We start from the raw sequence: 21,673 nt of genomic DNA on the forward strand, positions 1-21,673 counted from the left end.
GGTCAGTGGCACGGGGCACCGAAGAGGTGCCGGCCGTCGTGCGCGAACTCGTGGAGATAGCTGCCGGTCGCCGAGATCAGCGAGCCGTTGTCGAGGAAGACCGCGTAGAGCGCGATCAGCGCGATGAGGGCCGCGGCCGAGGCGATGAGCCAGTCGCGGGTCTGGACCGTGGCGGCCCGGGCCGCCGTCCTGTCGGTGTGCGGTGCCGCGGTGTGCAGTGCCATGTCGAAGCGTCTCCTTCTGGGGTTCCACGCCCCGAAGCAGGAGTACGACGGCTCAGTTCCTGGCTTCCGCACACCACTTGGGCGTCCGGTCACAGTGGCGGGACCGCCCCGGAATGGCACCGGGTTCCTGTCAACCGTCGCCTCGATGTATGGACTTGTCGTCCCGGAGAGTCCCAGTTGGTCATGGACACTGTCAACGGTCCCGGTACAACCAGGGCCCGGTCGGCGGCCCGCTCCCCCCGGAGCCGTCGACCGGGCTGGTCCTCGACCGCGCGCGCACGAGCTGCGGGAGTAACCCGGCGCCGGCGCGGGAGGTTCGATGGCCAACCCCACTGTGCGGGATGGACGACAAGGCCGGGGGCTTGGGCCGTTGTGACGACTGTAGAACGGATGAGCGCTGGAGCCTAGGGGTGGATTGACGCCAAGTCGTGCTCCGCTTCCTCTCTGTGATCACCGCAGGTGGTGGTGGTTCTCAGGATGACCTTCAGGACGGTTCGGACCAACCGCCGCGCAGCGCCGCGTCATCGAGCGATCCCTTGATCACGTCAGTGGCGACCAAGTCCATGACCAGCCGTTCTCTGCGCGCGTACCGCCGCAGCACGTCAAAGGCGTCGTCCATCCCGGTATGCCAGCGTTCGGCGAGCATTCCCTTGGCCTGTTCGATGCGTACGCGGCTGGTCAGGGCGCCCTGGAGCTGGGTGGCGAGCGTTCGATACCGCGTGTAGGCGCGGTGGTTGTGCAGGCCCACCGCGGCGGCGTCGGCGATGGCCTGCGCGAGCCGCAGCTCGTCTTCGGCGTGCGGGCACCGGGAGGTCTCGGGCACGAAGACGTTGAGCGCCCCGAGCAGGGTCTCGCGCTGGCGCAGCGGCACCGCGTACGTCGCCCCGATGCCGTGGCGCCGCGCCAGCGCGGTGAACTCCGGCCAGCGCTGGGCGGGTTCGGCCGTCGCGAGCCGCACCGGTGGCACGGGCAGACCGGTGCCGAGGCTCTCCACGCAGGGCCCGCCGTCGTGCTGGACGCCGAGCAGGTCGAGTGCGAGTGCGCGGGGATGGCCGCCGGTGGCGACCGCGGGGGCGCCGAAGCCGTCGAAGATGACCCCGGCGGCGGACGCGTCGAGGAGCTCCACGCAGTGTCCCGCGACCCGGCCGAGGTAGAGCTCCGGGTCGAAGTCGTCGTCCAGGGTGTTCGCGGTCTCCACCAGGACTTGGGCAAGCCGTAGTTCAGAGGTGCGATCCCGCATGATCTCCTCCCCATGGAGCGCCGCCCCGCCCACTGCACCTACCCGTTGACGACCCGCTGTAACAGGTCTCCTACAGGTCTTCGCAGCGGACGGGCGGGCCTCGTGGCCAGGGTGGGCGTATGTCAGGATTGAGAATCGGACAGTGCACCCAAGGGGGAGTGGATGTACCACAAAGGCACCGGCCGCGGTCATCGGATCGCGGTCAGGGGGTTGCAGGCCGCGGCGGCGTTTGCGGGGGCTGCGCTGCTGCTGTCGGGGTGCTCCTCCGATGACGGCTCGGGCGAGGAGGAATCCTCGGGGCCGGTCAAGCAGCAACCCAAGGGTTCCGACCCGTACTGGGTCAACCCGGAGGGGAACGCGGCCAAGCAGGTCGCCGCGTACGAGAAGGACGGCAAGAAGGACGACGCCGGTCTCATCCGGAAGATCGCCGAGCAGCCGGTCGCCGAATGGATCGTCCCGGAGAACGCGGAGGACCAGGCGCGCGGCTTCACCGAGGCGGCGCAGAAGGCCGACAGGGACGCCCTGATGGTCCTCTACAACATCCCGCACCGGGACTGCGGCCAGTACTCGGAAGGCGGCGCCGCCGACGGCAACGAGTACCGGAAGTTCATCGACCAGGTCGCCGCGGGCATCGGCGACCGCAGGGCCACGGTCATCCTGGAGCCGGACGCCGTGCTCCACATGGTCGACAACTGCACGCCGGAGGAGTTCCACGAGGAGCGGTACGACCTCCTCAAGGGCGCCATCGGGAAGCTCAAGTCCCTGAAGAACACCAAGGTGTACCTGGACGCGGGCAACGCGGGCTGGAAGAACCCGGACTCGCTCTGGGAGCCCCTGAAGTGGTCGGGTGTCGAGCAGGCCGACGGATTCTCGGTCAACGTCTCGAACTTCCAGACCACCGAGGCCAGCACGGAGTTCGGCAAGAAGCTCTCGGCGAAGATCGGCGACAAGCCGTTCGTCATCGACACCGCGCGCAACGGCAACGGCCCGTACACCAAGGGCAAGGACACCTGGTGCAATCCGCCGGGCCGTGCGCTGGGCGAGGCACCCACGACCAAGACGGACGATCCGCTCGTCGACGCGTACCTCTGGGTCAAGCGGCCCGGTGAGTCCGACGGCACGTGCCGGGGCGGCCCGAAGGCGGGCCAGTGGTGGCCCGAGTACGCGAAGGGCCTCGCGGAGGCGGCCAAGTAGAAGCGCCTCGCAGCGCCCCACGAGAAAGCCGCAGTCGCGACTGCCGGGTGACCGGACAGTTGCGACTGCGGCTTTTCCGTGGTGCCCGCGGGGCTACTTCACGTGGACCCACTTGGCCTTGCTCGGGGTGCCCTGGTCGTCCGTCACGAAGAGCATGTACCAGCCCGACTCGACCAGGCTCCGCTCCTTCGGGATCGTCACCGTGACGCCGTCCGCGGACTTCTTGAGGTCCAGGGCGACGGACGTCTGGTCGATGTCCGTGACGTGCGTCGAGGCACTCGGCCTGATCAGACGGGCCGTCGTGATGGACGAGGCGTGCTGGGTCTTGAACGTCCCCGACCCGCCACGGCTCATCTCCTCGGGACCGCCGGTGAGCTTGGGTTGCGAGCCCTGGTAGAGATACGGCGGGGTGTAGATCTCGATGCGCTGCTCGAAGACGCCGGGCTTGGTGTTGGCCTTGTCGGCGTAGAGCGAGTCGGAGCCGAAGAACATCACGCGGCCGTCGGGCAGCAGGATCGAGCCGGAGTGGTAGTTGCGCCCGACCTCCGGGTCCGCGACCCGCCGCATCTTGCCGGTCTTGGCGTCGTAGATCCGCGCCTGCTTGATGTTCGAGTCACCGCGCCCGCGGTAGTCCTCGGAACCGCCGGAGATGAGCACCGTGTCGTCGGGCAGGGTCGAGGCCTGCGGGTAACGGGTGCCCTTCTCCAGCTCGGGGCCGTCCACGAACCTCGGGCTGTCGTCCTTGAGGTCGACGATGCGGGTCTTCTTGCTGGACTTCTTCGACTCACCGACACCGCCGCCGCCGACGACCATGTACTTCTGGTCCTGCGCGGGCGGCAGTTCGACCGTGTTGGAGGTCTCCAGGATGTTCGGGTCGCTCATCCCCGGAATCCCCTTCCAGCTGCCCTTCTCCTCCAGGTCCCAGGTGCCGGGCTTGCGGCCGACGTCATCGGGGCCGTAGCCCGCGTTCGATCCCGAGTAGAAGAGCCTGCCGTTCTCCAGCTGGAAGACCGCGGGGTAGGTCGGGAACTGCCGGACCTGCTTGGTGTACGTCCACTTCTTGGTCTTCGGGTCGTACACCTCGTTCTTGCCCGGGACCAGCTGGCCGATCTCGTCGAGGCCGGAGAGGCTGAGCACCTTGCCGTCCGAGAGAGTGGTCAGCGTGGGGTACCAGCGGGCCTCGTTCATCGGGTCGACCTTGATGTACTTCTCGGCGACCGGGTCGAACTCGAAGGCGTCCTTGATCCCCTGGAAGTCCTTCTTGTCCAGGGCGAGCTTCTGCGCGATGCCGTACGTGTTGCGGGTGGCGGCGCCCTTGAGGCCCTGCACGCGGTAGTTGTCCTGCGTGCCGGTCTCGTACTTCGTGCCGCTCTTCTGCGCCTCCACGTACACCCGGCCCAGGCCCGGCTGGTTGCGTACGAACGCGCCGGTCGTCTTGTCGAAGACCTTCTTCGCGCGCTCGATGACGACCGGGTCCTTGGAGACGAACGTCTTGCCGTTCTTCTTGCCGGTGAACCTCGTGCCCTTCGGCAGCGTGATCGGCTTGTCCGGGTCTTCGTTGTGCACCACCATCAGGCCGCCGGCCTTGGTGATGTCGCCCTTGAGCTTCTCGTAACGCTGGGTGCCGCCGGCTATCAGCAGATTGCCGTTGGCGAGCTGGGTGTGGCCGGTGCAGAAGAGGTCGACGGGCGTCTTGATCTTCTTGATCGTGTTCTTGACCGGGTCCCACAGGCGGGTGTCGAACTTCTTGGCGTCGAAGTTCTTCTGGTTGTTGCCGGAGCCCGCGACCAGAAGGATCTTGCCGGTGTGCAGGAGCGCCGCGTGGATCGTGTTCTGGCGGTACTCCTCGGGGAAGTCCACGACCTGCCAGTGGCCGTTGTCGGCCTTGTACTCCGGCTTGTTGATCTTGTAGTCGTGGTACTTCTCCGAACCCACGCGCCACAGCCACGGGCCGTTCATCCCGGCCAGCGCTATGACCACCGCCGCGCCTATCGCGATGCGGCGGGCGCGGCGGCGGCTGGAGCGGTCCTTCATTTCTTACGTCCCCCAAGGGCGATCTGCATGGTCTGGTCGTTCGATGCCCAACTGGGCTTCTGCTGCGGCGCGTGCGGCGCCTGCGGAGGCTGGTGTGCCTGCGGCAGCTCCGCCGTGGCGTCACTCTGCGGCGGCACCGTCGGGTCCCCGCCGCCCGAGGGCGGCCCCGAGGCTCCGGATCCGTGCCGGGACTTGCGCTTCTTCTTGTCCTGCCGCATGCCCCACCGCCAGGCGAAGATCGGCGCGGCCGTGATCAGCAGGGCGAACGTGGCCCAGGTGATCATCGCCGGGTGGACGTGGTCGAAGACGAACGCGGCGGCCATCGAACCGCTGAAGACCAGGATGAAGAACAGGTGGATCCGGAACGTACCGAACAAGGTGTCCGGGCTCGCCGAATCGCCCTTGGGAGTCACCACGAACTTGCTCTTGCGGCGCAGCACGGCGTCGAGCAGGGAGCGCGCGTAGACCGGCGCGGAGAGCGCCGACATCACCATGCCCGCGATACCGCCGGAGCCCTCGGGCTCGTGCGGCGAGACGTTGTGGCGGCGGTTCCAGATGTAGAGGCCGATCTGCAGCGCAGACGCGTTGCCGTACAGCATCAGCCAGATCGTCGGGTCGATGTTCACGCCCGACGCGCCCATGCCCAGGAACAGCGCGCAGGAGAGCGCGGCCAGGATCCAGTTCATGGCGGACATCGGGTAGAAGATGACCATCATCGTGTAGTTGAAGAGACGGCCCGGCGGCAGCGAGAACGGCGCCTTCCAGAACTGCTTCAGGATGGTCTCGTACGTGCCGCGCGACCACCGCAGCTGCTGGGTGAAGAAGTCCGTCCAGGCGTTGGGGCCCTCACCGACCGCGAGCACGTCCGGGGTGTAGACCGACTTCCACTTCTTGCCGGTCCGCGGGTTCGTGGCGCGGTGGATCTCGAAGCCGGTCGCCATGTCCTCGGTGATCGAGTCGTACAGACCGCCGATCTGCTTCAGCGCGCTGATCCGTACGGCGTTGCTCGTGCCGACGAACATGGGGGAGCCGTACGCGTTGCCCGCGCGCTGGATCAGCGCGTGGAAGAGGAACTGCTGGGACTCGGCGGCCTTGGTGATGAAGTTGTCGTAGTTGCCGTAGACCTGCGGGCCGATGACGAAGCCGACGTTCTCGTCACGGAAGAAGCCGAGCATCCGCTCGAGGTAGTTCGGCATCGGGACGTGGTCGGTGTCGACCGATGCGAAGAAGTCGTACTCGTCGCCGTGCGCGTCCAGCCAGGCGTTGTAGTTGCCGTGTTTGGTCTTGGCGCGGTGCGGGCCCTTGCTCATGTTCCACTTCGCGACGCCCTTGCGGGAGAAGTGGTGCACGCCGAGCCGCTGGCAGACCTCCTTGACGGCGGGGTCGTCGCCCTCGTCGAGGAGCCAGACGTGCATCAGGCCGCGGTGGCGGATCTTGACCGCCGCCTCCAGCGTCTTCGTCACCATCTCCAGCGGCTCCTTGCCGGGCACGAAGGAGGTGAGGAAGGCGACACGGGTGCCGGTCTCGGGCACCACGGGTATCGGGTCACGGGCGACGAGCGTGGCGTGCGCGTTCGAGAGCACGTTCATGCAGCGGAAGAACTCGATCAGACCGATGGATATGAGCATGACGATGTCGAGCGTCGGCAGCCAGTCGTTCGCGACGTAGTCACGCTTCGTCCAGTGCGTCGGCTGCAGCAGCCAGGCGAGCAGCACGAGCGAGAGCAGCGGCGCGGCCCCCAGCATCAGAGCGGCCCTGATCCGGTGCGGCTCCTGCGAGAGCAGCGAGCGGTACTGCACCCTGTACGGCTTGGTCGGATCGGGCTGCGTGAGCGGTCCCGCGAGACGGCTGTAGTGCTCGTAGTCGTATCTCGGCAGAGCCTTCTTGATACGTCGGAACCCGCCTGTCCGGTGCGACGGCACCCGCAGTTGGGTCGTCTCTGACGGGTCGTTCGGCCCGGCGCCCGTCGGCGTCGACGTCATGAGTCATCCCCCCGCACGCGGGTCGTCCGCGTGTTCGTTGGTCTTTCCGTCCGACCCGGTCCCCCGGCCTTCACGGACGCATCAGTGGCAGGCCACCGTCCCCTTAGACATGGAACAGCTACCTTCCGGTTGCATGATGCCCCCCCTCGGCATCCGATCGTGACAGGGACCCCCGTCCCTCACCCCGCGGGCCGCGGTCGGCCGGCCCTCCCCAACTGCCCGGCACCGCCTGCCTCATGAGAGCCAATGGCTCCTGCACACAGTGGCTCAGCACAAGGTTCTACGCCCATAGCCATGATCGCAAGAGCGAAACAAGGTGTTTACCGGTCATACAAGCGATTTGAGTTGCCTGTTGGGGCAGGAGCACTCAACCGCGTTCGAATATTACCGAAGTGTTCCCGTATGGCCCGCTCGGCCCGGAGCACATCGCCGGACCGGACCGCGTCGAGGATCTCCCGGTGCTGCCGACAGGTGACTTTCGGGTCCTGCGGAACGTCCACCAGGTCGGTACGTACCTTATGGAAGGCATCCCAGAAGGCTTCCAGGACCTCGCCGAGCAGCGGATTGCGGAGACAGCGGTACAGAGTGGCGTGAAATGCGCGGTCGGTTTCGGTTTGAACCGCTCCCGGCCGGCCCGCCCGCCCGTCGTTCGCCGCTGCCTCGGCGTCCATCCGGTCCACGAGGGCATCGAGTTCGGCCAGATCCGCGGCCGGGATGCGGCCCGCGAGGCGCGCGATGAGCCCGGTCTCCACGGCCTCCCGCAGCTCCAGGAGCTGGAGCAGGCTGTCCTCGCCGCGGTAGTGGCCGGCCACCGTGCGGAAGGTGAGGCCCTCGATCATGGGAGCCATCGACATGGGTCCGACATAGGTGCCGAAACCATGCCGGATCTCCACGATGCCCATCGCCTGCAGCGCCTTGAGCGCCTCTCGCACGGAGTTCCGACTGACGCCGAGGCGTTCCATCAGTTCGGGCTCGGTCGGCAGAGAGGCTCCGGAGGGCAGCCGCTGGTCGATGATGAGCTTCTTGATCCGCTCCTGTATGTCGCGCGCCATGGCGCAACGGTAGCGGTACGGACACAGGTACCGACCCTGCCGGGAACAGGGGTATCGCCCGGCCCGGGAACCACGAAAGCCCCCCGCGTGAACGGAGGGCTTTCGCTGTCTGTGCGCCGCCAGGGACTCGAACCCCGGACCCGCTGATTAAGAGTCAGCTGCTCTAACCAACTGAGCTAGCGGCGCGCGCTGACCTGGAGAACTCTACCGGACGCCGACGGGTGCTCCGGACCAGCCGGGAGCTCGCGCGTGCCCGGGGCGGCATTGGGGTGGGGTTCGAGCGGGCTTTGTCCGGGGCGAGGCCGGGAGGCGGGGGAACCGTGAATGCGGGGCGCATCAATCATTCGGACCGTCAACATGCGATATCACCGGACAGTTGAGAAGCTGACGACTGTGCAGATGCGACGCAGGCATTCTTTCCTGGAGTGTGAGGGGAATCGCATGGAGGGAGCTCCGGTATTCGAGGAATTCGACCCCGAGAGCGACTGCGACTGCCCCGGGTGCATTCACCGGCGGCGAGCCATGACCCACTCACTCCCCGTACGACAGGGCGGCCATCCGGGGGCGCACGGCGCGCGCCGCGCCCTGGTCATCGCCGCGGCGGCGGGCACCGTGCTCGGCGGCGGCCAGGTGCTTCCGGCGGCGGCGGCTCCGGGCACGGGGCACCATCCGGTGGGGCCGCCGGGGGCTCCGGGGGCTCCGGGGGTTCCGTCGGACGAGGGGCCGGGGGTGGGCGCCCCGGACCCCGGCAGCCCCGGTCCGGGCAGTCCGCAGGGCGGTACGAGTGCGCTGCACGGGGCGCCGGGGGTGCCGGGTTCCCCGGGGCCCACGGTGTCGGCGGCGCGGGCCACGACGCGGGCCGCGATCATGGCCCGCGCCAAGAAGTGGGTCGCGGCGAAGGTGCCGTACAGCATGGACTCGTACTGGTCCGACGGTTACCGCCAGGACTGCTCGGGCTTTGTCTCCATGGCCTGGAGCCTCGGCGGCAATGAATGGACGGGCAGCCTCGCCTCGTTCGCGGTGCGCATTACGAAGAGCCAGCTGCAGCCCGGCGACATCCTTCTCTTCCACAATCCGGCGAACCCCGAGAAGGGGTCGCACGTGACGATTTTCGGCGGCTGGGCGAACGCGGCACACACGCAATACACCGCGTACGAACAGGCCCGCCCGCACGCCCGTATGCAGACGACTCCCTATGCCTATTGGAGCAATGGGAACCGCTATCTGGCCTACCGCTACAAAGGGGTGGAGAGCGGTACTCCGGGTGGCTCGGGGCCGAGCTCCGGCGCGCGCTACCCCGGTGCGGGATCGTTCGGCCCCGGTGCGAACAACAAGTACGTCACCCAGCTGGGCAAGGCACTGGTCGGCCGGGGCGGCGCCCGCTTCTACAGGACCGGTCCGGGGCCGCGCTGGAGTGACGCGGACCGCAGGGCCACGCAGGCGTTCCAGCGGGCGCAGGGCTGGACCGGCGCCGACGCGGACGGTCTGCCGGGCCCCGCGACATGGTCGTACCTGATGACGGGCAAGGGCCGCGACATCCTCGGCGCGGGGGCGGGCGGCGCCCAGGGCAAGGCGCCCGCGTACCCCGGCAGGGGAGTGTTCCGCCCCGGCCAGTCCAGCCCCTCGATCGAGAAGCTCGGCAGGCAACTGGTGAAGAAGGGCTTCGGCAAGCACTACGCGCGGGGCCCTGGCCCGCGCTGGACCGAGAACGACCGCCGCAACGTCGAGGCGTTCCAGCGGTCACAGGGCTGGCGAGGCGCAGCAGCGGACGGCTACCCGGGCCCCGAAACCTGGCGGCGATTGTTCGCATGAGCTGCGTGAGCCGCATGAACCGCACGAGCCGCATGAGCGGGGCCGCGCGCTTGAGACGCGGGCAGGAAGCTGACCGGGTTGCGGGTGTGACCCGGTCACGAGTTGGGCCGGGGCACAGATGTGACCGCGTCGCGGATGAGATCGAGGCACGTATGAGGTGGAGGCAAGGATGAGTGCGACAGCGGCATCACGGTCACAGACCCCCCAGCCCGAGGACCCGAAGGCCGCCGGCGCCCCGGACACGGCCGCTCGCCCGCCGCGCCTGATCCAGAGCGAGGCCACCACCGAGATCCCCATCCATCTGCTCTTCCGCGACGACCCCGGCGACCCCGGGGTCTCGCTGGCGCCCGCCGTGGTGCGGCGCAGGCAGGGGACGGGGGAGCAGCCCCGCACCACCCGTCGCCCGGTGGCGACGGCCGCCCGGCCGCTGCCCGTGGTCGACCCGGACCTCGGCGAGCGGCCCGCCCGCGTGCTGCCCGGTGCGGTCGGCGTGTTCGGCGGGACGGCGGGAGTCGCCGGGTGCGCCGCCGCGCTGTGGTGGGCGGGGGTGCTGCCCGAGCCGGTGGCGCGAGCGGCCGGGATGCCCTGGTCGGACGGGCACGGCGGCTACGACGCGTACACCGGGCTCGGTCTCGCCCAGTGGGCCTCGCTCGCCGGGTCGGGCGCGCTCGCGCTGTTCGGGTTCGGCGGCCTCGCCCGCGGCCGGGTCGGCACGGCATGGGTGCTCACCCTCTTCGGGCGGTACCGCGGCAGCGTGCGCAGGACCGGGCTCATGTGGGTCAACCCGCTCCTCCTGCGCCGCCGTGTCGACGTACGCCTGCGGCACTGGCGCAGCGAGCCGATGCCCGCGGTGGACCGGGGCGGGGTCGCGCTGCGGGTCGTCGTCCTCGTGGTCTGGCGGGTCAAGGACGCGGCGCGCGCCACGCTCGGCGTCGCCGACCACCAGGAGTATCTGCGCGAGTGCGTCGAGGCGGCGACGGCCCGCGTCCTGTCCCGGCTGCCCGCCGACGCCTTCCACGACGACACCGCGACCCTGCGCGACGCGGACGCCGTGGGCGACACGCTGACCCGGATGCTCGCGGCGGAGGCCGAGCCGGTCGGCATCGAGATCTTCTCGGCCCAGCCGACCCGCATCGAGTACGCACCCGAGATCGCCGACACCATGCGCCTGCGCCGGGTGGCCGCCCTGGACGCGCGGCACCGCGACAGCGTGCTCACCTCGGTGGTGGACTCCGTCGAGGACACCGTGACCCGGCTGACCACCCGAGGCCTGGTCGAGCTCGACGACTACGAGCGCAAGGCCTTGGTCAAGGACCTGACGGTGGCGTTCTATACGGGGCATGGAGACCGATGACCACGCCCCCGAACAAGGTGCCAGCCACGCCGCCGACCTGACCGCCGCCGACCTGACCGCCCCCGACCTCACCGCCCTCGCCCAGGACGCACTGCGGCTGACCGCCGGGCGGCCCCGCACCCTCCTCGGGATCGCGGGGCCGCCCGGCGCGGGCAAGTCGACGTTCGCGCGGGCGCTGGTGGAGGAGATCGGCGAGAGCGCCGCGTATCTCCCGCTCGACGGGTTCCACCTCTCGAACGACCAGTTGGAGCGCCTCGGCCTCACCTCCCGCAAGGGATCGGAGCCGAGCTTCGATGTCCGGGGGTACGTCGCGCTGCTCGCCCGGGTCATCGAGGACACCGGCCAGGACATCTACGTACCCGATTACGACCGCACCCTCCACGAGCCGGTGGCCGCCCGGCACCGGGTCCCGCCGACGGCCCGGCTCGTCGTCACCGAGGGGAACTATCTGGCCTGCGATCTGCCCGGCTGGCGCGAGGCGCGGGAACTGATGGCGGAGTGCTGGTACGTGCGCGCACCTGCGGAGGTACGTCAACAGCGCCTGGTCGAAAGGCAGTTGGCGGGCGGCCGGACAGCCGAGGGGGCGGCGGCGTGGGTGGCGGCGAACGACGGCCCGAACGGTGAACTCGTGGAGAAGTCAAGCCATCGGTGCGGCCGGATCGTCTCCACTATTGGTATGGACATGTTCAACTACCGCCCATAATCTGGGCTTGGTCTAGACCGCAGTACTTACTGCATCCCACTGCACCCGCAGTGCCGCAGCGCGCGCACGGCTCACGGAACCCCCACGTTTCCCCCTGGAGCGGCAGCATGCGAAACAAGAAGTTGTACGCGGCCATGCTCGGCGCCACCACGGTCGGGGCCTTCGCGCTCTCGTCCGGTGGTGCGAGCGGTCACGGCTACACCGACCTGCCCGCCAGCCGTCAGATCAACTGTGCCAACGGCACGGTGAGCGGCTGCGGTTCCATCCAGTACGAACCCCAGAGCGTCGAGGGCCCCAAAGGCTTCCCGGCGGCCGGTCCCGCCGACGGCAAGATCTGCTCGGCGGGCGTCGGCGGCTTCGACTCGCTCAACCAGCCGAAGGCGCCGGGCGGCGGAGCCTGGCCGACGACCAGTGTCAGCGCCGGTCAGAACTACACCTTCCGCTGGCAGTTCACGGCACGCCACCGCACCACCGACTTCAAGTACTACATAACCAAGCAGGGTTGGGACGAGAGCAAGCCGGTGACCCGGGCCGCCCTCGAAACGACCCCGTTCCTCAACGTCCCCTACAACGGACAGCAGCCGCCCGCCACGCTCTCGCACTCCGGGGCCATTCCCGGCGGCCGGAGCGGACACCACGTGATCGTCGCGGTGTGGACGGTCCACGACACGGCTAACGCGTTCTACGCCTGCTCCGACGTCAAGTTCTGAGCAGGGCTTGAGGCTCTGGCGCACTCCCCACGGGTAGGTTCCGCGTACGCCGTCCAAGACCACGACGGCGTACGCGGAGCAGTACCGGCAGCAACCATCGGGGGATGCAGTGGAGTTCATTTTCTATGCCGTGCCCACGCTCATCGGCGCAGGCGTGATCGCGATGGCGGTCAAGGTGATCAAGCGCTACTCGCAGTTGCGGCAGGCGTGGGCGAGCGGCCTGACGGCGCAGGCGCGTTGCCTGCGCACCTACGCCACGACGAGCCGGCACGGCGAGGACCACCACATCGCCACCACGCTGCACCACGTCTACGAGTTCACCCCGCACGCGGGCCGCCCCGTCCGGTTCGAGGAGGAGAACGGCCCCGCGACGATCGTGGAGGGCGACCTCGTCACCGTGTACTACGCGGCCGGCCACCCCGAGGCGGCGACGGCGCACGAGCCGAGCCCCGGCAAGAGTGCGGCGGCCACGATCGGCGTGCTCTGCTTCTTCGGCGTCATGCTCGCCTTCTGCGTCTTCTTCATGGCGACGGCACACGACATGTTCAGTGCGGCCGACATGTTCGACTCCGGCGACGTCTTCGACTCGGAGCTGCCCTAGCCCATGCCCGTGCCCTGACCCCGCCGCCGGAGGCCCTCTCCACATCTGACGATGCATCAATTATGGTGCGCGGCCATGGAGTCCACCGGGAGAACCGTCGCGGAACTCGTACAGGCGCGCTGGGGCGACCACCGCCCAGGACTGCACTTCGAGCAGCAGTCGCTGACCCACCACCAGGTCGCGGCGGGCGCGGCGGCGAGGGCCGCGCTCCTTGCCGACCTGCTGCCGAGAGGGGCCGAACCGCACGTCGGCGTGCTGCTCGACAACACCCCCGAGTACCCCCTGTGGCTGAGCGCCGCGGCGCTCGCGGGTGCGGCGGTGGCGGGCATCAACCCCACGCGCAGGGGAGCGGAACTGGCCCGCGACATCGTGCACACGGACTGCCGGGTCCTGATCACGGAACGGGCGCACCTCGCGCTCCTGGGCGGCCTTGAACTCCCGGGCGTACGGATCCTGGTGACGGATTCGGATGCGTACGGGGAGCTGCTCGCGCCCTATGCGGACGCGGGCCCGGAGATATCGCCCTCCGTGACCCCGGCCGGCCGCATGCTCCTGTACTTCACCTCGGGCTCGACGGGCGCGCCCAAGGCCGCGATCTGCAGCCAGGGCCGTCTCGCGGCGGCGGGCCGCTCCCTGGTCGAGCACTTCGGTCTTGGGCCGGACGGCGTCCACTACATCTGCATGCCCATGTTCCACGGCAACGCGGTGATCGCGGACTGGGCGCCCGCGCTGGCGGGCGGGGCGGGGGTGGCGCTGCGGCGGCGCTTCTCGGCCTCGGCGTTCCTGGACGACGTACGGGCTCATGGGGCCACGTACTTCACGTACGTGGGCCGGGCGGTGCAGTACCTCCTGGCGACGCCCGAGCGCCCCGACGACACGGAGAACCCGCTCCGGATGGGCTTCGGGACGGAGGCCGGTGCGGTGGACGCGGGGCGGTTCGAGAAGCGGTTCGGTGTGCGGCTGGTGGAGGGCTACGGCTCCTCGGAGGGCGGTGCGGCGATCCAGCGGGCGCCGGGGACTCCGGCCGGGGCGATCGGTCGGGCGGCGCCGGGGGACGAACTGGCGGTGGTGGATCCCGGTACGCGTGCGGAGTGCCCGCCCGCTGTCTTCGCCGCGGACGGGCGGCTGCTGAACGGGGACGCGGCGATAGGGGAGCTGGTCAACAAGGGCCGGTCGCCCTTCGAGGGGTACTGGCGCAACGCGGAGGCGGACGCGGCGCGGCTCCGGGACGGCTGGTACTGGACGGGGGACCTCTTCTACCGGGACGCGGAGGGGTTCCTCTACTTCGCGGGGCGCACGGACGACAGGCTCCGCGTGGACAGCGAGAACCTGGCGGCGGCGATGATCGAGAACATCCTCGCGCGGTGGGAGGGGGCGGCGGCGGTCGCGGTGTACGCGGTGCCCGATCCCGTGGCGGGGGATCAGGTGATGGCGGCGCTCGCGCCTCGGGCGGGGGCGGAGTTCGATCCGCTCGCCTTCGCCGAGTTCCTGCTGTCGCAGGAGGACTTGGGCACGAAGATGGCGCCCCGCTTCGTGCGGGTGGTGCGGAGTATGCCGGTCACCGCCACCAACAAGGTGGCGCGGGCCTCCCTGCGCAGGGAGGGGTTCCGCTGCGGGGATCCTGTCTGGTGGCGTCCCGATGCGGGGGGTGGGGCGTACGAGCGGCTCACCCCTGTCGCCGAGTCCTCTCTTCTCGACCTGTACAGGGCCCAGGCCCGGGAGGGGCTGCTGTCGTAGGACGGGGCTCTCCCACCACCCGCCCGATTACCCCGCAGCCGCCCCCTGAACGAACAAGCGTTTCCCGCCCACCCACCCGATAGCCCCGCATACCGTGACCCCATGGACGGGGAAAGCGTGTGGGTGGGGCTTCGTGGGCGGGCCTATCTGGGGAGCAGTGCGCCCTGGAGAGGGCTGGCGTACCTCCTGGGCGGCGTACTGCTGGGGGTGCTTGTTCTCCTCGGTGGGCTTCTTGCCCTGACCGTGTGCGCCGCCCTGGCCCTGGTTCTCATAGGCCTCCCCCTCCTGCCCCTCCTGGGCCTCACCGGCATCCCCATAGCCGCCCTGGAACGCCGCCGTCTCCGCCTGGTCGACCCCCGGCCCCCCGCACCCACCCCCCACCGCACCCCCGAAGCCCCCGGCATCCCCGCCTGGTTCAAGCTGCGCGTCAAGGAGCAGGCCACCTGGCGCGAGCTCGCGTACGCCGCCCTGCTCGCCCTCGTACTGTGGCCCCTGGACCTCCTGGTGCTCGCCTGCACCGTCGGCGCCCCCGCCCTCCTCATCGCCACCCCCGCCCAACTCGCCCTCGACGGCGGCGAGATACGCGCGGCCAAGCTCTGGCTCGTCAGCGACTACCCGCACGCCTTCGCCACAGCACTCCTCGGCCTGCTCCTCCTCGCCCCGCTCCTCTACCCCCTGGGCGCCTACGCCGCCGCCCGCGCCGCTCTCGTCCGACTCCTCCTGGCCCCCCGCGAGGCCGAGCTGACCACTCAGCTCGCCGAAGTGACCCGCTCCAGGGCCCGCCTGGTCGACGCCTTCGAAGCCGAACGGCGCCGGATCGAGCGCGACCTGCACGACGGGGCCCAGCAGCGGCTCGTCGCGCTGACCATGACGCTGGGCCTCGCCAGGCTCGACGCCGCCCCTGGAAGCCCCCTCGCCGCCCAACTCGCCACGGCCCACGACGAAGCGGGGAAGGTTCTCACCGAACTGCGTGAGCTCATCCGTGGCATCCATCCCCAAGTCCTCGCCGACTACGGCCTCGCCGCCGCCATCGAGGACGCCGCCGACCGCTCCCCGATCCCCGTGGACACCGACCTGGACCTGCCCCGCCTCCCCGAACCCGTGGAATCCGCCGGGTACTTCACCGCCCGCGAGGCCCTCACCAACATCGCCCGGCACAGCAACGCGCCCCGCGCGCGCATCAGGGCCCGCCACGAGGAGGAGATGCTCCGCATCGACGTGCGCGACGAAGGTGACGGCGGCGCCGACCCGGCCAGGGGCACCGGCCTGACCGGCCTCGCGGACCGGCTCGCGGTGCTCGATGGCACACTGACGGTCACCAGCCCGCCCGGCGGCCCGACCGTACTGTCCATGGAGATCCCGTGCCGAGCCCAGCAGCCCAGAGCCCTCGCCGACTGAACGGTCTGCGGATCGTCGTCGCCGAGGACAGCGTGCTGCTCCGCGAGGGACTCGTCGGACTGCTCGCCCGCTTCGGCCACGAGGTGCCGGCCGCCCTCGGCGACGCGGAGGGGCTGCGCGCCGCCGTCGACGCGCACGACCCGGACCTCGTCCTGACCGACGTACGCATGCCGCCCACCTTCAAGGACGAGGGGCTGCGCGCCGCACTCGCCCTGCGGGCCGAGCGGCCGGAGCTGCCGGTCCTGGTGCTCAGCCAGTACGTGCAGCGTTCGTACGCCGCCGAGCTCCTGGACACCGGTGACGGCACCGGCGTCGGCTATCTGCTCAAGGACCGGGTGGGCCAGGTCGAGCAGTTCGCCGACGCGGTGGCACGGGTCGCGGACGGCGGCACGGTCGTGGATCCGGAGGTCGTACGGCAGCTGATCAGGCGCCGCCGCGACCCCCTCGAACAGCTCACGCCGCGCGAGCGCGAGGTGCTCGGCCTGGTCGCCGAGGGCAGGTCGAACGCGGCGATCGCCGCCGAACTCGTCGTCAGCGAGGCGGCGGTGGGCAAACACATCGGCAACATCCTCGGCAAACTGGACCTGCCGCCCGCGGACGGAACGCACCGCAGGGTGCTCGCGGTCCTGGCGTACCTGCGGGCCTGAGCCCGGAAAGCGTGCACAGGCCACCGGTCAGGTCCATTACGATCCTGAACCATGAGCACGTCAGACCAGACACGGGCAGGCCTCACGCCGCGCCAGGCCCGGCGCCTACGGATCGCCGCGGCCTCGGTGCTGATGGCCGCCGCGGCCGTGGTGCTCGCCGTGCGCCTGGCGAGCCGGTCGTCCGTCCTGGTCGTGGGGGTGTACGGGCTGCTGCTCGTTCTCTGCGGCCTGGTGATCGAACTCAGCAGGCGCGGTCGGACCAGGCTCGGCAGCTACCTCCTCGCCGCCGGCCTGGTGGCCGCCCTGGTCATGGACTGGGTGGTGCTTGCCTGACCGGTACGGGGGCGGCGGACGGCGCCTCGCGGAGCCCGTATCGCTGATGGATCTTCCGCAGCCGCGGCGGCGCCCACCACGCGCGGCGGCCGAGCAGCGTCATCGTCGCCGGGACGAGGAACATCCGGACCAGGGTCGCGTCGATGAGCACCGCGATCGCGTTCGGACTCGCCATGGACTACGAGCGGTTCATCCTGTCCCGGATGCGGGAGACCTGGCTGGAGACCGGCGATCCCCGCGCCGCCACCGTCGAGGGCCTGCGCCGCTCGGGCCGCGTCGTCAGCTGCGCAACGAAAGAAGCCCCTCGCTTCCGCGAGGGGCTTCTTTCTGTCTGTGCGCCGCCAGGGACTCGAACCCCGGACCCGCTGATTAAGAGTCAGCTGCTCTAACCAACTGAGCTAGCGGCGCCTGCTGACTCAAAAATAATACCTGGTCCTGGAGGGTGCTCAGAACCGTCCGCGGCCGGCCTGGGCCGTGGGTTCTAGATCGCCAGGGAGAGCAGTACCGGCGCCGCCCCGCGGTTGAGCGTCTGGGCCGCCTCCCGCAGCCGGTGTGCGTGCTCCACCGGGAGGGAGAGTGCCAGGCAGCCGACCGCGGAGCCCGCGGTGATGGGGACGGCGGCGCAGACCGTCCCGACCGCGTACTCCTGGAGGTCGAGGACCGGGACCGTCGCGGGCTGGGCGGCGAGGCGGTTCAGCAGGACCCGCTCGTTCGTGATCGTCCGCGAGGTGAGGCGGGCCATCTTGTGGCGGGAGAGGTGGTCCCTGCGGCCGTTCAGGTCGAGCTGGGTCAGCAGGCTCTTGCCGACCGCGCTGGCGTGCGCGGAGGAGCGGAAGTCCACCCACTCGTTGACCTTCGGGGTACAGGGGCCGTCGGCGAAGTCGGTGATCTTGATTTCGCCGTCCTCGTACCTGCTGATGTAGACGGCCGCGCCGATCGAGTCGCGCAGCTCGTCGAGTGTGACCTTGAGCTTCTCCCGCAGGGCCTGGTCGCGGCGGTGAGCCGAGCCGAGGCGGGTGAGGGATGCGCCGGTCACATACGCACCGTCGGCCACCTGTTCGACGTACGCCTCGCGGCGCAGCATGCGGAGCAGGGCGGCGAGCTGGGGAGCGGGCAGTTTGGTCTGCCGGGCGAGCTCGGCGTCGGTCACGCCGGTCTCGTGCCGGGCGACGATCTCGAGCACCCGCAGGGCACTCTGCACCGAATGCTGCGGCGCGGTCGGCTCATGCTTCAGCGCCACGGCTTCCCCCTGCGTGGAACGGTTCCGGACAGCTGGGCTCCGTCCCACGATAGCCGCCAAGAGGTCGATATGGAGCGGCTGTTGACGAGATTGGTGGCGCGTTCCGGCTCCGTCAGCAGGAACGCGCCACTCTGGCATATGCCAGCGTCACCACCCAAGGCCATAGCCTGCGTGGTTACGGAGCGCGGTCACAGGACTGCGCTGAGGAATTCCCTGGTCCGCTCGTGCTCGGGCTCGGTGAAGATCTTCTCCGGCGTCCCGGACTCGATGACCCGGCCGGAGTCGAACATCAGGACCTGGTCCGAGATGTCACGGGCGAAGTTCATCTCGTGGGTCACGCAGAGCATCGTGATGTCCGTGGTGTGCGCGATGTCCCGCAGGACGTCGAGGACACCCGCCACCAGCTCGGGGTCGAGCGCGGACGTGACCTCGTCCAGGAGCAGCACCTGCGGGCGCATCGCCAGGGCACGCGCGATGGCGACGCGCTGCTGCTGGCCGCCGGAGAGCTGGTTCGGGTACTTGTCGATGTGCTCGGTGAGCCCGACCAGCTCAAGGAGCTCGCGGGCGCGCTGCTCGGCCTCGTCCTTGGACAGGCCGAGCACCTGGACCGGCGCCTCGGTGATGTTCCGCAGGACCTTCATGTTCGGGAAGAGGTTGAACTGCTGGAACACCATCCCGATGTTCTTGCGGACCTCGCGGACGTACTTCTCGCCCGCCGGCACGAGCTTGCCGTTCTTCTCCTCGTGCGTGAGGTAGCGCCCGCCGACCTTGATGGTGCCCTCCTCGGGCTTCATCAGGGTCATGAGGAGCCGCAGGATCGTGGTCTTGCCGGATCCGGAGGGGCCGATCAGCGTGACGTGCTTGCCCGAGTCCACGGAGAAGTCGAGCTCGTCCAGGACCGTGTTCGAGCCGAACCTCTTGGTGACCTTGTCGAAGCGGATCAGCTCGCTGCCGTCGACCGCCGGGTTGGCCGTTTCCTTGGGGGTGGTTTCAGACGACAAGACGACGCTCCAGAGCTCGCAGGAGAAGGGAGGACGGATAGGCGATGACGATGAAGGCCACACCGACGACGGTCAGGGCCTCGGTGTACTGGAAGGTCTGCGCCGCCTCGAGACGCGCCTGCTGCAGCAGTTCGAGGACGCCGATGCTGGCGAGCAGCGGGGTGTCCTTCAGCATCGCGATGACGTAGTTGCCGAGCGCGGGGATCACGCGGCGGATGGCCTGCGGAAGGATCACCGCGGTCCACGTGTGGCGGTAGGGCAGGCTCAGCGCCCTGGCCGCCTCCCACTGCCCGACGGGAACGGCCTCGATGCCCGCGCGGTAGACCTGTGCGGTGTACGTCGAGTAGTGCAGGCCGATCGCGATGACGCCGGTCGTCAGCGCGGAGAACTGGATGTCCCACTCCGGCAGCACGAAGAACAGGAAGAACAGCTGCACCAGCAGCGGGGTGTTGCGGATGAACTCGGTGATGATGCCGACCGGCCACCGCACGAAGCGGCTCGGCGCGCGGAACGCGAGCGCCCACACCAGGCCGACCGAGAAGGAGATCAGCGAACCGAGGGCGAGGATCTGCAGGGTGGTGAGGACGCCGTCCCAGAAGTGCGGCATGAAGTCGGAGACCGCGCCCCAGTCCCACTTGTCAGCAGCGATGATCATGCGCCGGTGCCTCCGCCCTTCGGGATCTGTGCAACTTGCATCTCCTGACGCCAGCTGAGCTTGGACATCAGGCCCCGGGACTCGGTCTTCTGCCCGATCCCGGCCTTGGTCTTGCGCTCCAGGGCGCGCATCCCGCGGGTCAGCAGGAAGGCGAGCACGAAGTAGATGACCAGCGAGATCGTGTAGATCTCCGCGCTCTCCGTGGTCGCGAGGCGCACGAGGTACGCGGCGAAGGACACGTCACCGATACCGAGCAGCGAGACCAGGGCGGTGCCCTTGAGGAGCTCGACCAGCAGGTTCGAGAACGGCGGGATCATCTCCGGAATGGCCTGCGGCAGCAGGACGAGACGCATCCGCTGCCAGGGGCTGAAGCTCAGCGCGACCCCCGCCTCGCGCTGCGCCGGCGCCACCGCGTTGAGCGAGCCACGCACGATCTCGGCGCCGTAGGCACCGTAGGAGAGTCCGAGGGCGAGCACGGCCGCCCACATCGGGACGAGCGCCCAGCCCACGAGCTGCGGAAGGACGAAGAAGATCCAGAACATCAGCACCAGCGAAGAGGTGCCGCGGAAGATCTCGGTGTAGAAACCGGCGAGGAAGCGCACGGTGCGCAGCCGGTGGGTGCGGGCCATGCCGATGCCGAAGGCGACGACGGTGGCCAGGGCCGCGCTGTAGATCGTCAGCTGGATGGTGATCCAGATACCGGGCAGAACCCAGTGTTCCCACAGTCCCGCTGTCATTTGCACAGCTCCTCTGCGGTGAGCGTGGTCATCTCGTCCTTCGTGAAGCCGAACGGCTTCAGGATCCGGAAGAGCTCGCCGCTCTTCTTCATCTTGTGGATCTCGACGTTGAAGGCATCGCGCAGCTCCGTGTCGGTGGGCCGGAAGGTGAAGCCGCCGCCGTCGATCTGCTTCTCGCCGTCGACGACCGGGGCGAAGGCCTCGGTGGCCTCCGCCTTGGTGCTCTTGCGGACCACTCCGCGGCCGGTCAGCGCGGTGCCGGCGAAGAAGTCGATGCGCCCGGCCTCGACGGCGTTCATGCCCGCGACCGGGTCCTGATAGATGGCGATGTCGTCCCGCTTGTAACCCGCGGCGATCCCGTAGTCGATCTCCGCGTAGGCAGGGCCCGTGCCCATCTTCGCCTTCGCCTTGAAGGCGTCCTGGTAGTTGAAGAGCTTCTTCGGGTTGCCCTTGCGGACGATGAAGGAGTCCAGCATCTGGTACTCGGGGTCGGAGAAGATGACCTGCTGACAGCGCTCTTTGTTGATGTACATCCCCGCCGAGACCACATCGAACTGCTGCGTGGTCAGGCCCGGAATGAGCGAGCCGAACTCGGTGGCCACGGGCTGGACCTTGGGGACGCCCAGGCGTTTGAAGATCACTTTCGCGAGCTCCACCGCCTCACCGGTGAAGGCCCCGTCCTCGTCGATGTACCCGTACGGCGCCTCACCCGCGATCCCGAGCCGTACGGTGCCCTGCGACTTCAGGCGCGCCAGGGTGTCTCCCGTGGGCACCTTGCTGCAGCCCGTGACGCCGAGCGTGCCCACCGCGCCTACCGCGGCCGCGCCGAACAGGAGTGATCGTCGGCGGACCCCGGTGTTCCTGGGGGCCGCGCTCGGTCCCGCGCCGTGGACGCGGGAGCTCTCTGTCTCATTGCTCTCTGGGTCGTTCCAAAGTGGTGGAGCCATGGGCGCGCGGCTACCCGACTCGACGCGGAATATGCGGGCCAATTTCGGCCCCTGATGCAATCGTTGTGGTCT

General features: G+C 69.3%; 20 protein-coding genes, 2 tRNA genes, 2 pseudogenes and 1 riboswitch. Of the genes and pseudogenes, 11 read left to right on the forward strand and 13 right to left on the reverse strand.

The window, feature by feature from the left end; translation table 11 throughout:
- Positions 1-2: 2 nt before the first annotated feature.
- Together OG302_RS26310 and OG302_RS26315 are read right to left on the reverse strand one after the other, a co-directional pair.
- Positions 3-224 carry a CbtB-domain containing protein gene (locus OG302_RS26310; RefSeq protein WP_371529020.1) on the reverse strand — a complete coding sequence of 74 codons (222 nt, stop codon included), beginning with the start codon at positions 222-224 and terminating at the stop codon, positions 3-5.
- A gap of 31 nt (positions 225-255) precedes the next feature.
- A riboswitch (cobalamin riboswitch) is annotated at positions 256-378 on the reverse strand.
- Positions 379-708: 330 nt separating this feature from the next.
- On the reverse strand, positions 709-1,464 hold the full coding sequence (locus OG302_RS26315; RefSeq protein WP_371529021.1) for an ANTAR domain-containing protein: 756 nt from the start codon (positions 1,462-1,464) through the stop codon (positions 709-711).
- A gap of 162 nt (positions 1,465-1,626) precedes the next feature.
- Between OG302_RS26315 and OG302_RS26320 the strand changes: the two genes are divergently transcribed.
- Positions 1,627-2,658 (forward strand): glycoside hydrolase family 6 protein, encoded by a 1,032-nt coding sequence (locus OG302_RS26320; RefSeq protein WP_371529022.1) that lies wholly within the window; start codon positions 1,627-1,629, stop codon positions 2,656-2,658.
- A gap of 93 nt (positions 2,659-2,751) precedes the next feature.
- Here the strand turns inward: OG302_RS26320 and OG302_RS26325 are convergent, their stop codons facing one another.
- The 4 genes from OG302_RS26325 to OG302_RS26340 form a co-directional block, all read right to left on the reverse strand.
- Positions 2,752-4,692, reverse strand: coding sequence for a galactose oxidase-like domain-containing protein (locus OG302_RS26325; protein WP_371529023.1), 1,941 nt, complete (start codon positions 4,690-4,692; stop codon positions 2,752-2,754).
- A complete protein-coding gene (locus OG302_RS26330) occupies positions 4,689-6,674 on the reverse strand; it encodes a glycosyltransferase family 2 protein (protein WP_371529024.1) in 1,986 nt (661 codons plus the stop codon). The genes OG302_RS26325 and OG302_RS26330 overlap by 4 nt, the downstream gene beginning before the upstream one ends.
- Before the next feature lie 320 nt (positions 6,675-6,994).
- Entirely contained in the window at positions 6,995-7,726 is a 732-nt protein-coding gene (locus tag OG302_RS26335; protein WP_371529025.1) for a FadR/GntR family transcriptional regulator, read from the reverse strand.
- A 112-nt stretch (positions 7,727-7,838) separates the two neighbouring features.
- Positions 7,839-7,912: transfer RNA gene (locus OG302_RS26340), tRNA-Lys, on the reverse strand.
- 255 nt (positions 7,913-8,167) lie between these two features.
- Between OG302_RS26340 and OG302_RS26345 the strand changes: the two genes are divergently transcribed.
- The 9 genes from OG302_RS26345 (at position 8,168) to OG302_RS26385 (ending at position 17,021) form a co-directional block, all read left to right on the forward strand.
- On the forward strand, positions 8,168-9,538 hold the full coding sequence (locus OG302_RS26345) for a peptidoglycan-binding protein (RefSeq protein ID WP_371529026.1): 1,371 nt from the start codon (positions 8,168-8,170) through the stop codon (positions 9,536-9,538).
- A 169-nt stretch (positions 9,539-9,707) separates the two neighbouring features.
- Entirely contained in the window at positions 9,708-10,892 is a 1,185-nt protein-coding gene (locus OG302_RS26350; RefSeq protein ID WP_371529027.1) for an SPFH domain-containing protein, read from the forward strand.
- Positions 10,879-11,595, forward strand: coding sequence for a nucleoside/nucleotide kinase family protein (locus tag OG302_RS26355; protein WP_371529028.1), 717 nt, complete (start codon positions 10,879-10,881; stop codon positions 11,593-11,595). The genes OG302_RS26350 and OG302_RS26355 overlap by 14 nt, the downstream gene beginning before the upstream one ends.
- A 107-nt stretch (positions 11,596-11,702) precedes the next feature.
- Positions 11,703-12,305: a lytic polysaccharide monooxygenase gene (locus OG302_RS26360; RefSeq protein ID WP_371529029.1), complete on the forward strand. Its 603-nt coding sequence runs from the start codon at positions 11,703-11,705 to the stop codon at positions 12,303-12,305.
- A 130-nt stretch (positions 12,306-12,435) separates the two neighbouring features.
- Positions 12,436-12,906: a DUF3592 domain-containing protein gene (locus tag OG302_RS26365; RefSeq protein ID WP_371529030.1), complete on the forward strand. Its 471-nt coding sequence runs from the start codon at positions 12,436-12,438 to the stop codon at positions 12,904-12,906.
- A 75-nt stretch (positions 12,907-12,981) separates the two neighbouring features.
- Positions 12,982-14,643, forward strand: coding sequence for a long-chain-fatty-acid--CoA ligase (locus tag OG302_RS26370; protein WP_371529031.1), 1,662 nt, complete (start codon positions 12,982-12,984; stop codon positions 14,641-14,643).
- Between the two features lie 102 nt (positions 14,644-14,745).
- Entirely contained in the window at positions 14,746-16,041 is a 1,296-nt protein-coding gene (locus OG302_RS26375; protein ID WP_371529032.1) for a sensor domain-containing protein, read from the forward strand.
- Entirely contained in the window at positions 16,005-16,688 is a 684-nt protein-coding gene (locus OG302_RS26380) for a LuxR C-terminal-related transcriptional regulator (protein WP_371529033.1), read from the forward strand. The genes OG302_RS26375 and OG302_RS26380 overlap by 37 nt, the downstream gene beginning before the upstream one ends.
- Before the next feature lie 51 nt (positions 16,689-16,739).
- Entirely contained in the window at positions 16,740-17,021 is a 282-nt protein-coding gene (locus OG302_RS26385; RefSeq protein WP_371529034.1) for a hypothetical protein, read from the forward strand.
- On the opposite strand, the pseudogene OG302_RS26390 reads toward OG302_RS26385, so the two are convergent.
- Positions 16,996-17,178 (reverse strand): annotated as a pseudogene (locus OG302_RS26390) (hypothetical protein); the annotation flags it as partial. The gene OG302_RS26385 and the pseudogene OG302_RS26390 overlap by 26 nt on opposite strands.
- Here OG302_RS26390 and OG302_RS26395 point away from each other — a divergent pair.
- A pseudogene (locus tag OG302_RS26395) lies at positions 17,174-17,311 on the forward strand (MMPL family transporter); the annotation flags it as partial. The pseudogenes OG302_RS26390 and OG302_RS26395 overlap by 5 nt on opposite strands.
- 44 nt (positions 17,312-17,355) lie before the next feature.
- Here the strand turns inward: OG302_RS26395 and OG302_RS26400 are convergent.
- The 6 genes from OG302_RS26400 to ehuB form a co-directional block, all read right to left on the reverse strand.
- Positions 17,356-17,429: transfer RNA gene (locus OG302_RS26400), tRNA-Lys, on the reverse strand.
- A gap of 73 nt (positions 17,430-17,502) precedes the next feature.
- A complete protein-coding gene (locus OG302_RS26405) occupies positions 17,503-18,261 on the reverse strand; it encodes an IclR family transcriptional regulator (protein ID WP_371529035.1) in 759 nt (252 codons plus the stop codon).
- 188 nt (positions 18,262-18,449) lie between these two features.
- Positions 18,450-19,262, reverse strand: a complete 813-nt coding sequence (ehuA, locus tag OG302_RS26410; RefSeq protein ID WP_371529036.1) for an ectoine/hydroxyectoine ABC transporter ATP-binding protein EhuA — start codon at positions 19,260-19,262, stop codon at positions 18,450-18,452.
- Positions 19,252-19,917, reverse strand: a complete 666-nt coding sequence (gene ehuD, locus OG302_RS26415; RefSeq protein WP_371529037.1) for an ectoine/hydroxyectoine ABC transporter permease subunit EhuD — start codon at positions 19,915-19,917, stop codon at positions 19,252-19,254. The genes ehuA and ehuD overlap by 11 nt, the downstream gene beginning before the upstream one ends.
- Positions 19,914-20,654 carry an ectoine/hydroxyectoine ABC transporter permease subunit EhuC gene (gene ehuC / locus OG302_RS26420; RefSeq protein WP_371529038.1) on the reverse strand — a complete coding sequence of 247 codons (741 nt, stop codon included), beginning with the start codon at positions 20,652-20,654 and terminating at the stop codon, positions 19,914-19,916. The genes ehuD and ehuC overlap by 4 nt, the downstream gene beginning before the upstream one ends.
- A complete protein-coding gene (gene ehuB / locus OG302_RS26425) occupies positions 20,651-21,601 on the reverse strand; it encodes an ectoine/hydroxyectoine ABC transporter substrate-binding protein EhuB (protein WP_371529039.1) in 951 nt (316 codons plus the stop codon). The genes ehuC and ehuB overlap by 4 nt, the downstream gene beginning before the upstream one ends.
- Positions 21,602-21,673: the final 72 nt, after the last annotated feature.

The sequence above is a fragment of the Streptomyces sp. NBC_01283 genome (genome assembly GCF_041435335.1).
In the GTDB taxonomy this organism is placed as follows: Bacteria; Actinomycetota; Actinomycetes; order Streptomycetales; family Streptomycetaceae; genus Streptomyces.

Coding starts and splice junctions, on each gene's coding strand:
- OG302_RS26375 (WP_371529032.1), top strand. CDS start 14,746: ATGGACGGGGAAAGCGTGTGGGTGGGGCTTCGTGGGCGGGCCTATCTG.
- ehuD (WP_371529037.1), bottom strand. CDS start 19,917: ATGATCATCGCTGCTGACAAGTGGGACTGGGGCGCGGTCTCCGACTTC.
- OG302_RS26385 (WP_371529034.1), top strand. CDS start 16,740: ATGAGCACGTCAGACCAGACACGGGCAGGCCTCACGCCGCGCCAGGCC.
- OG302_RS26350 (WP_371529027.1), top strand. CDS start 9,708: ATGAGTGCGACAGCGGCATCACGGTCACAGACCCCCCAGCCCGAGGAC.
- ehuB (WP_371529039.1), bottom strand. CDS start 21,601: ATGGCTCCACCACTTTGGAACGACCCAGAGAGCAATGAGACAGAGAGC.
- OG302_RS26325 (WP_371529023.1), bottom strand. CDS start 4,692: ATGAAGGACCGCTCCAGCCGCCGCCGCGCCCGCCGCATCGCGATAGGC.
- OG302_RS26330 (WP_371529024.1), bottom strand. CDS start 6,674: ATGACGTCGACGCCGACGGGCGCCGGGCCGAACGACCCGTCAGAGACG.
- OG302_RS26360 (WP_371529029.1), top strand. CDS start 11,703: ATGCGAAACAAGAAGTTGTACGCGGCCATGCTCGGCGCCACCACGGTC.
- OG302_RS26335 (WP_371529025.1), bottom strand. CDS start 7,726: ATGGCGCGCGACATACAGGAGCGGATCAAGAAGCTCATCATCGACCAG.
- ehuC (WP_371529038.1), bottom strand. CDS start 20,654: ATGACAGCGGGACTGTGGGAACACTGGGTTCTGCCCGGTATCTGGATC.
- OG302_RS26320 (WP_371529022.1), top strand. CDS start 1,627: ATGTACCACAAAGGCACCGGCCGCGGTCATCGGATCGCGGTCAGGGGG.
- OG302_RS26310 (WP_371529020.1), bottom strand. CDS start 224: ATGGCACTGCACACCGCGGCACCGCACACCGACAGGACGGCGGCCCGG.
- OG302_RS26345 (WP_371529026.1), top strand. CDS start 8,168: ATGGAGGGAGCTCCGGTATTCGAGGAATTCGACCCCGAGAGCGACTGC.
- OG302_RS26315 (WP_371529021.1), bottom strand. CDS start 1,464: ATGCGGGATCGCACCTCTGAACTACGGCTTGCCCAAGTCCTGGTGGAG.
- OG302_RS26370 (WP_371529031.1), top strand. CDS start 12,982: ATGGAGTCCACCGGGAGAACCGTCGCGGAACTCGTACAGGCGCGCTGG.
- OG302_RS26355 (WP_371529028.1), top strand. CDS start 10,879: ATGGAGACCGATGACCACGCCCCCGAACAAGGTGCCAGCCACGCCGCC.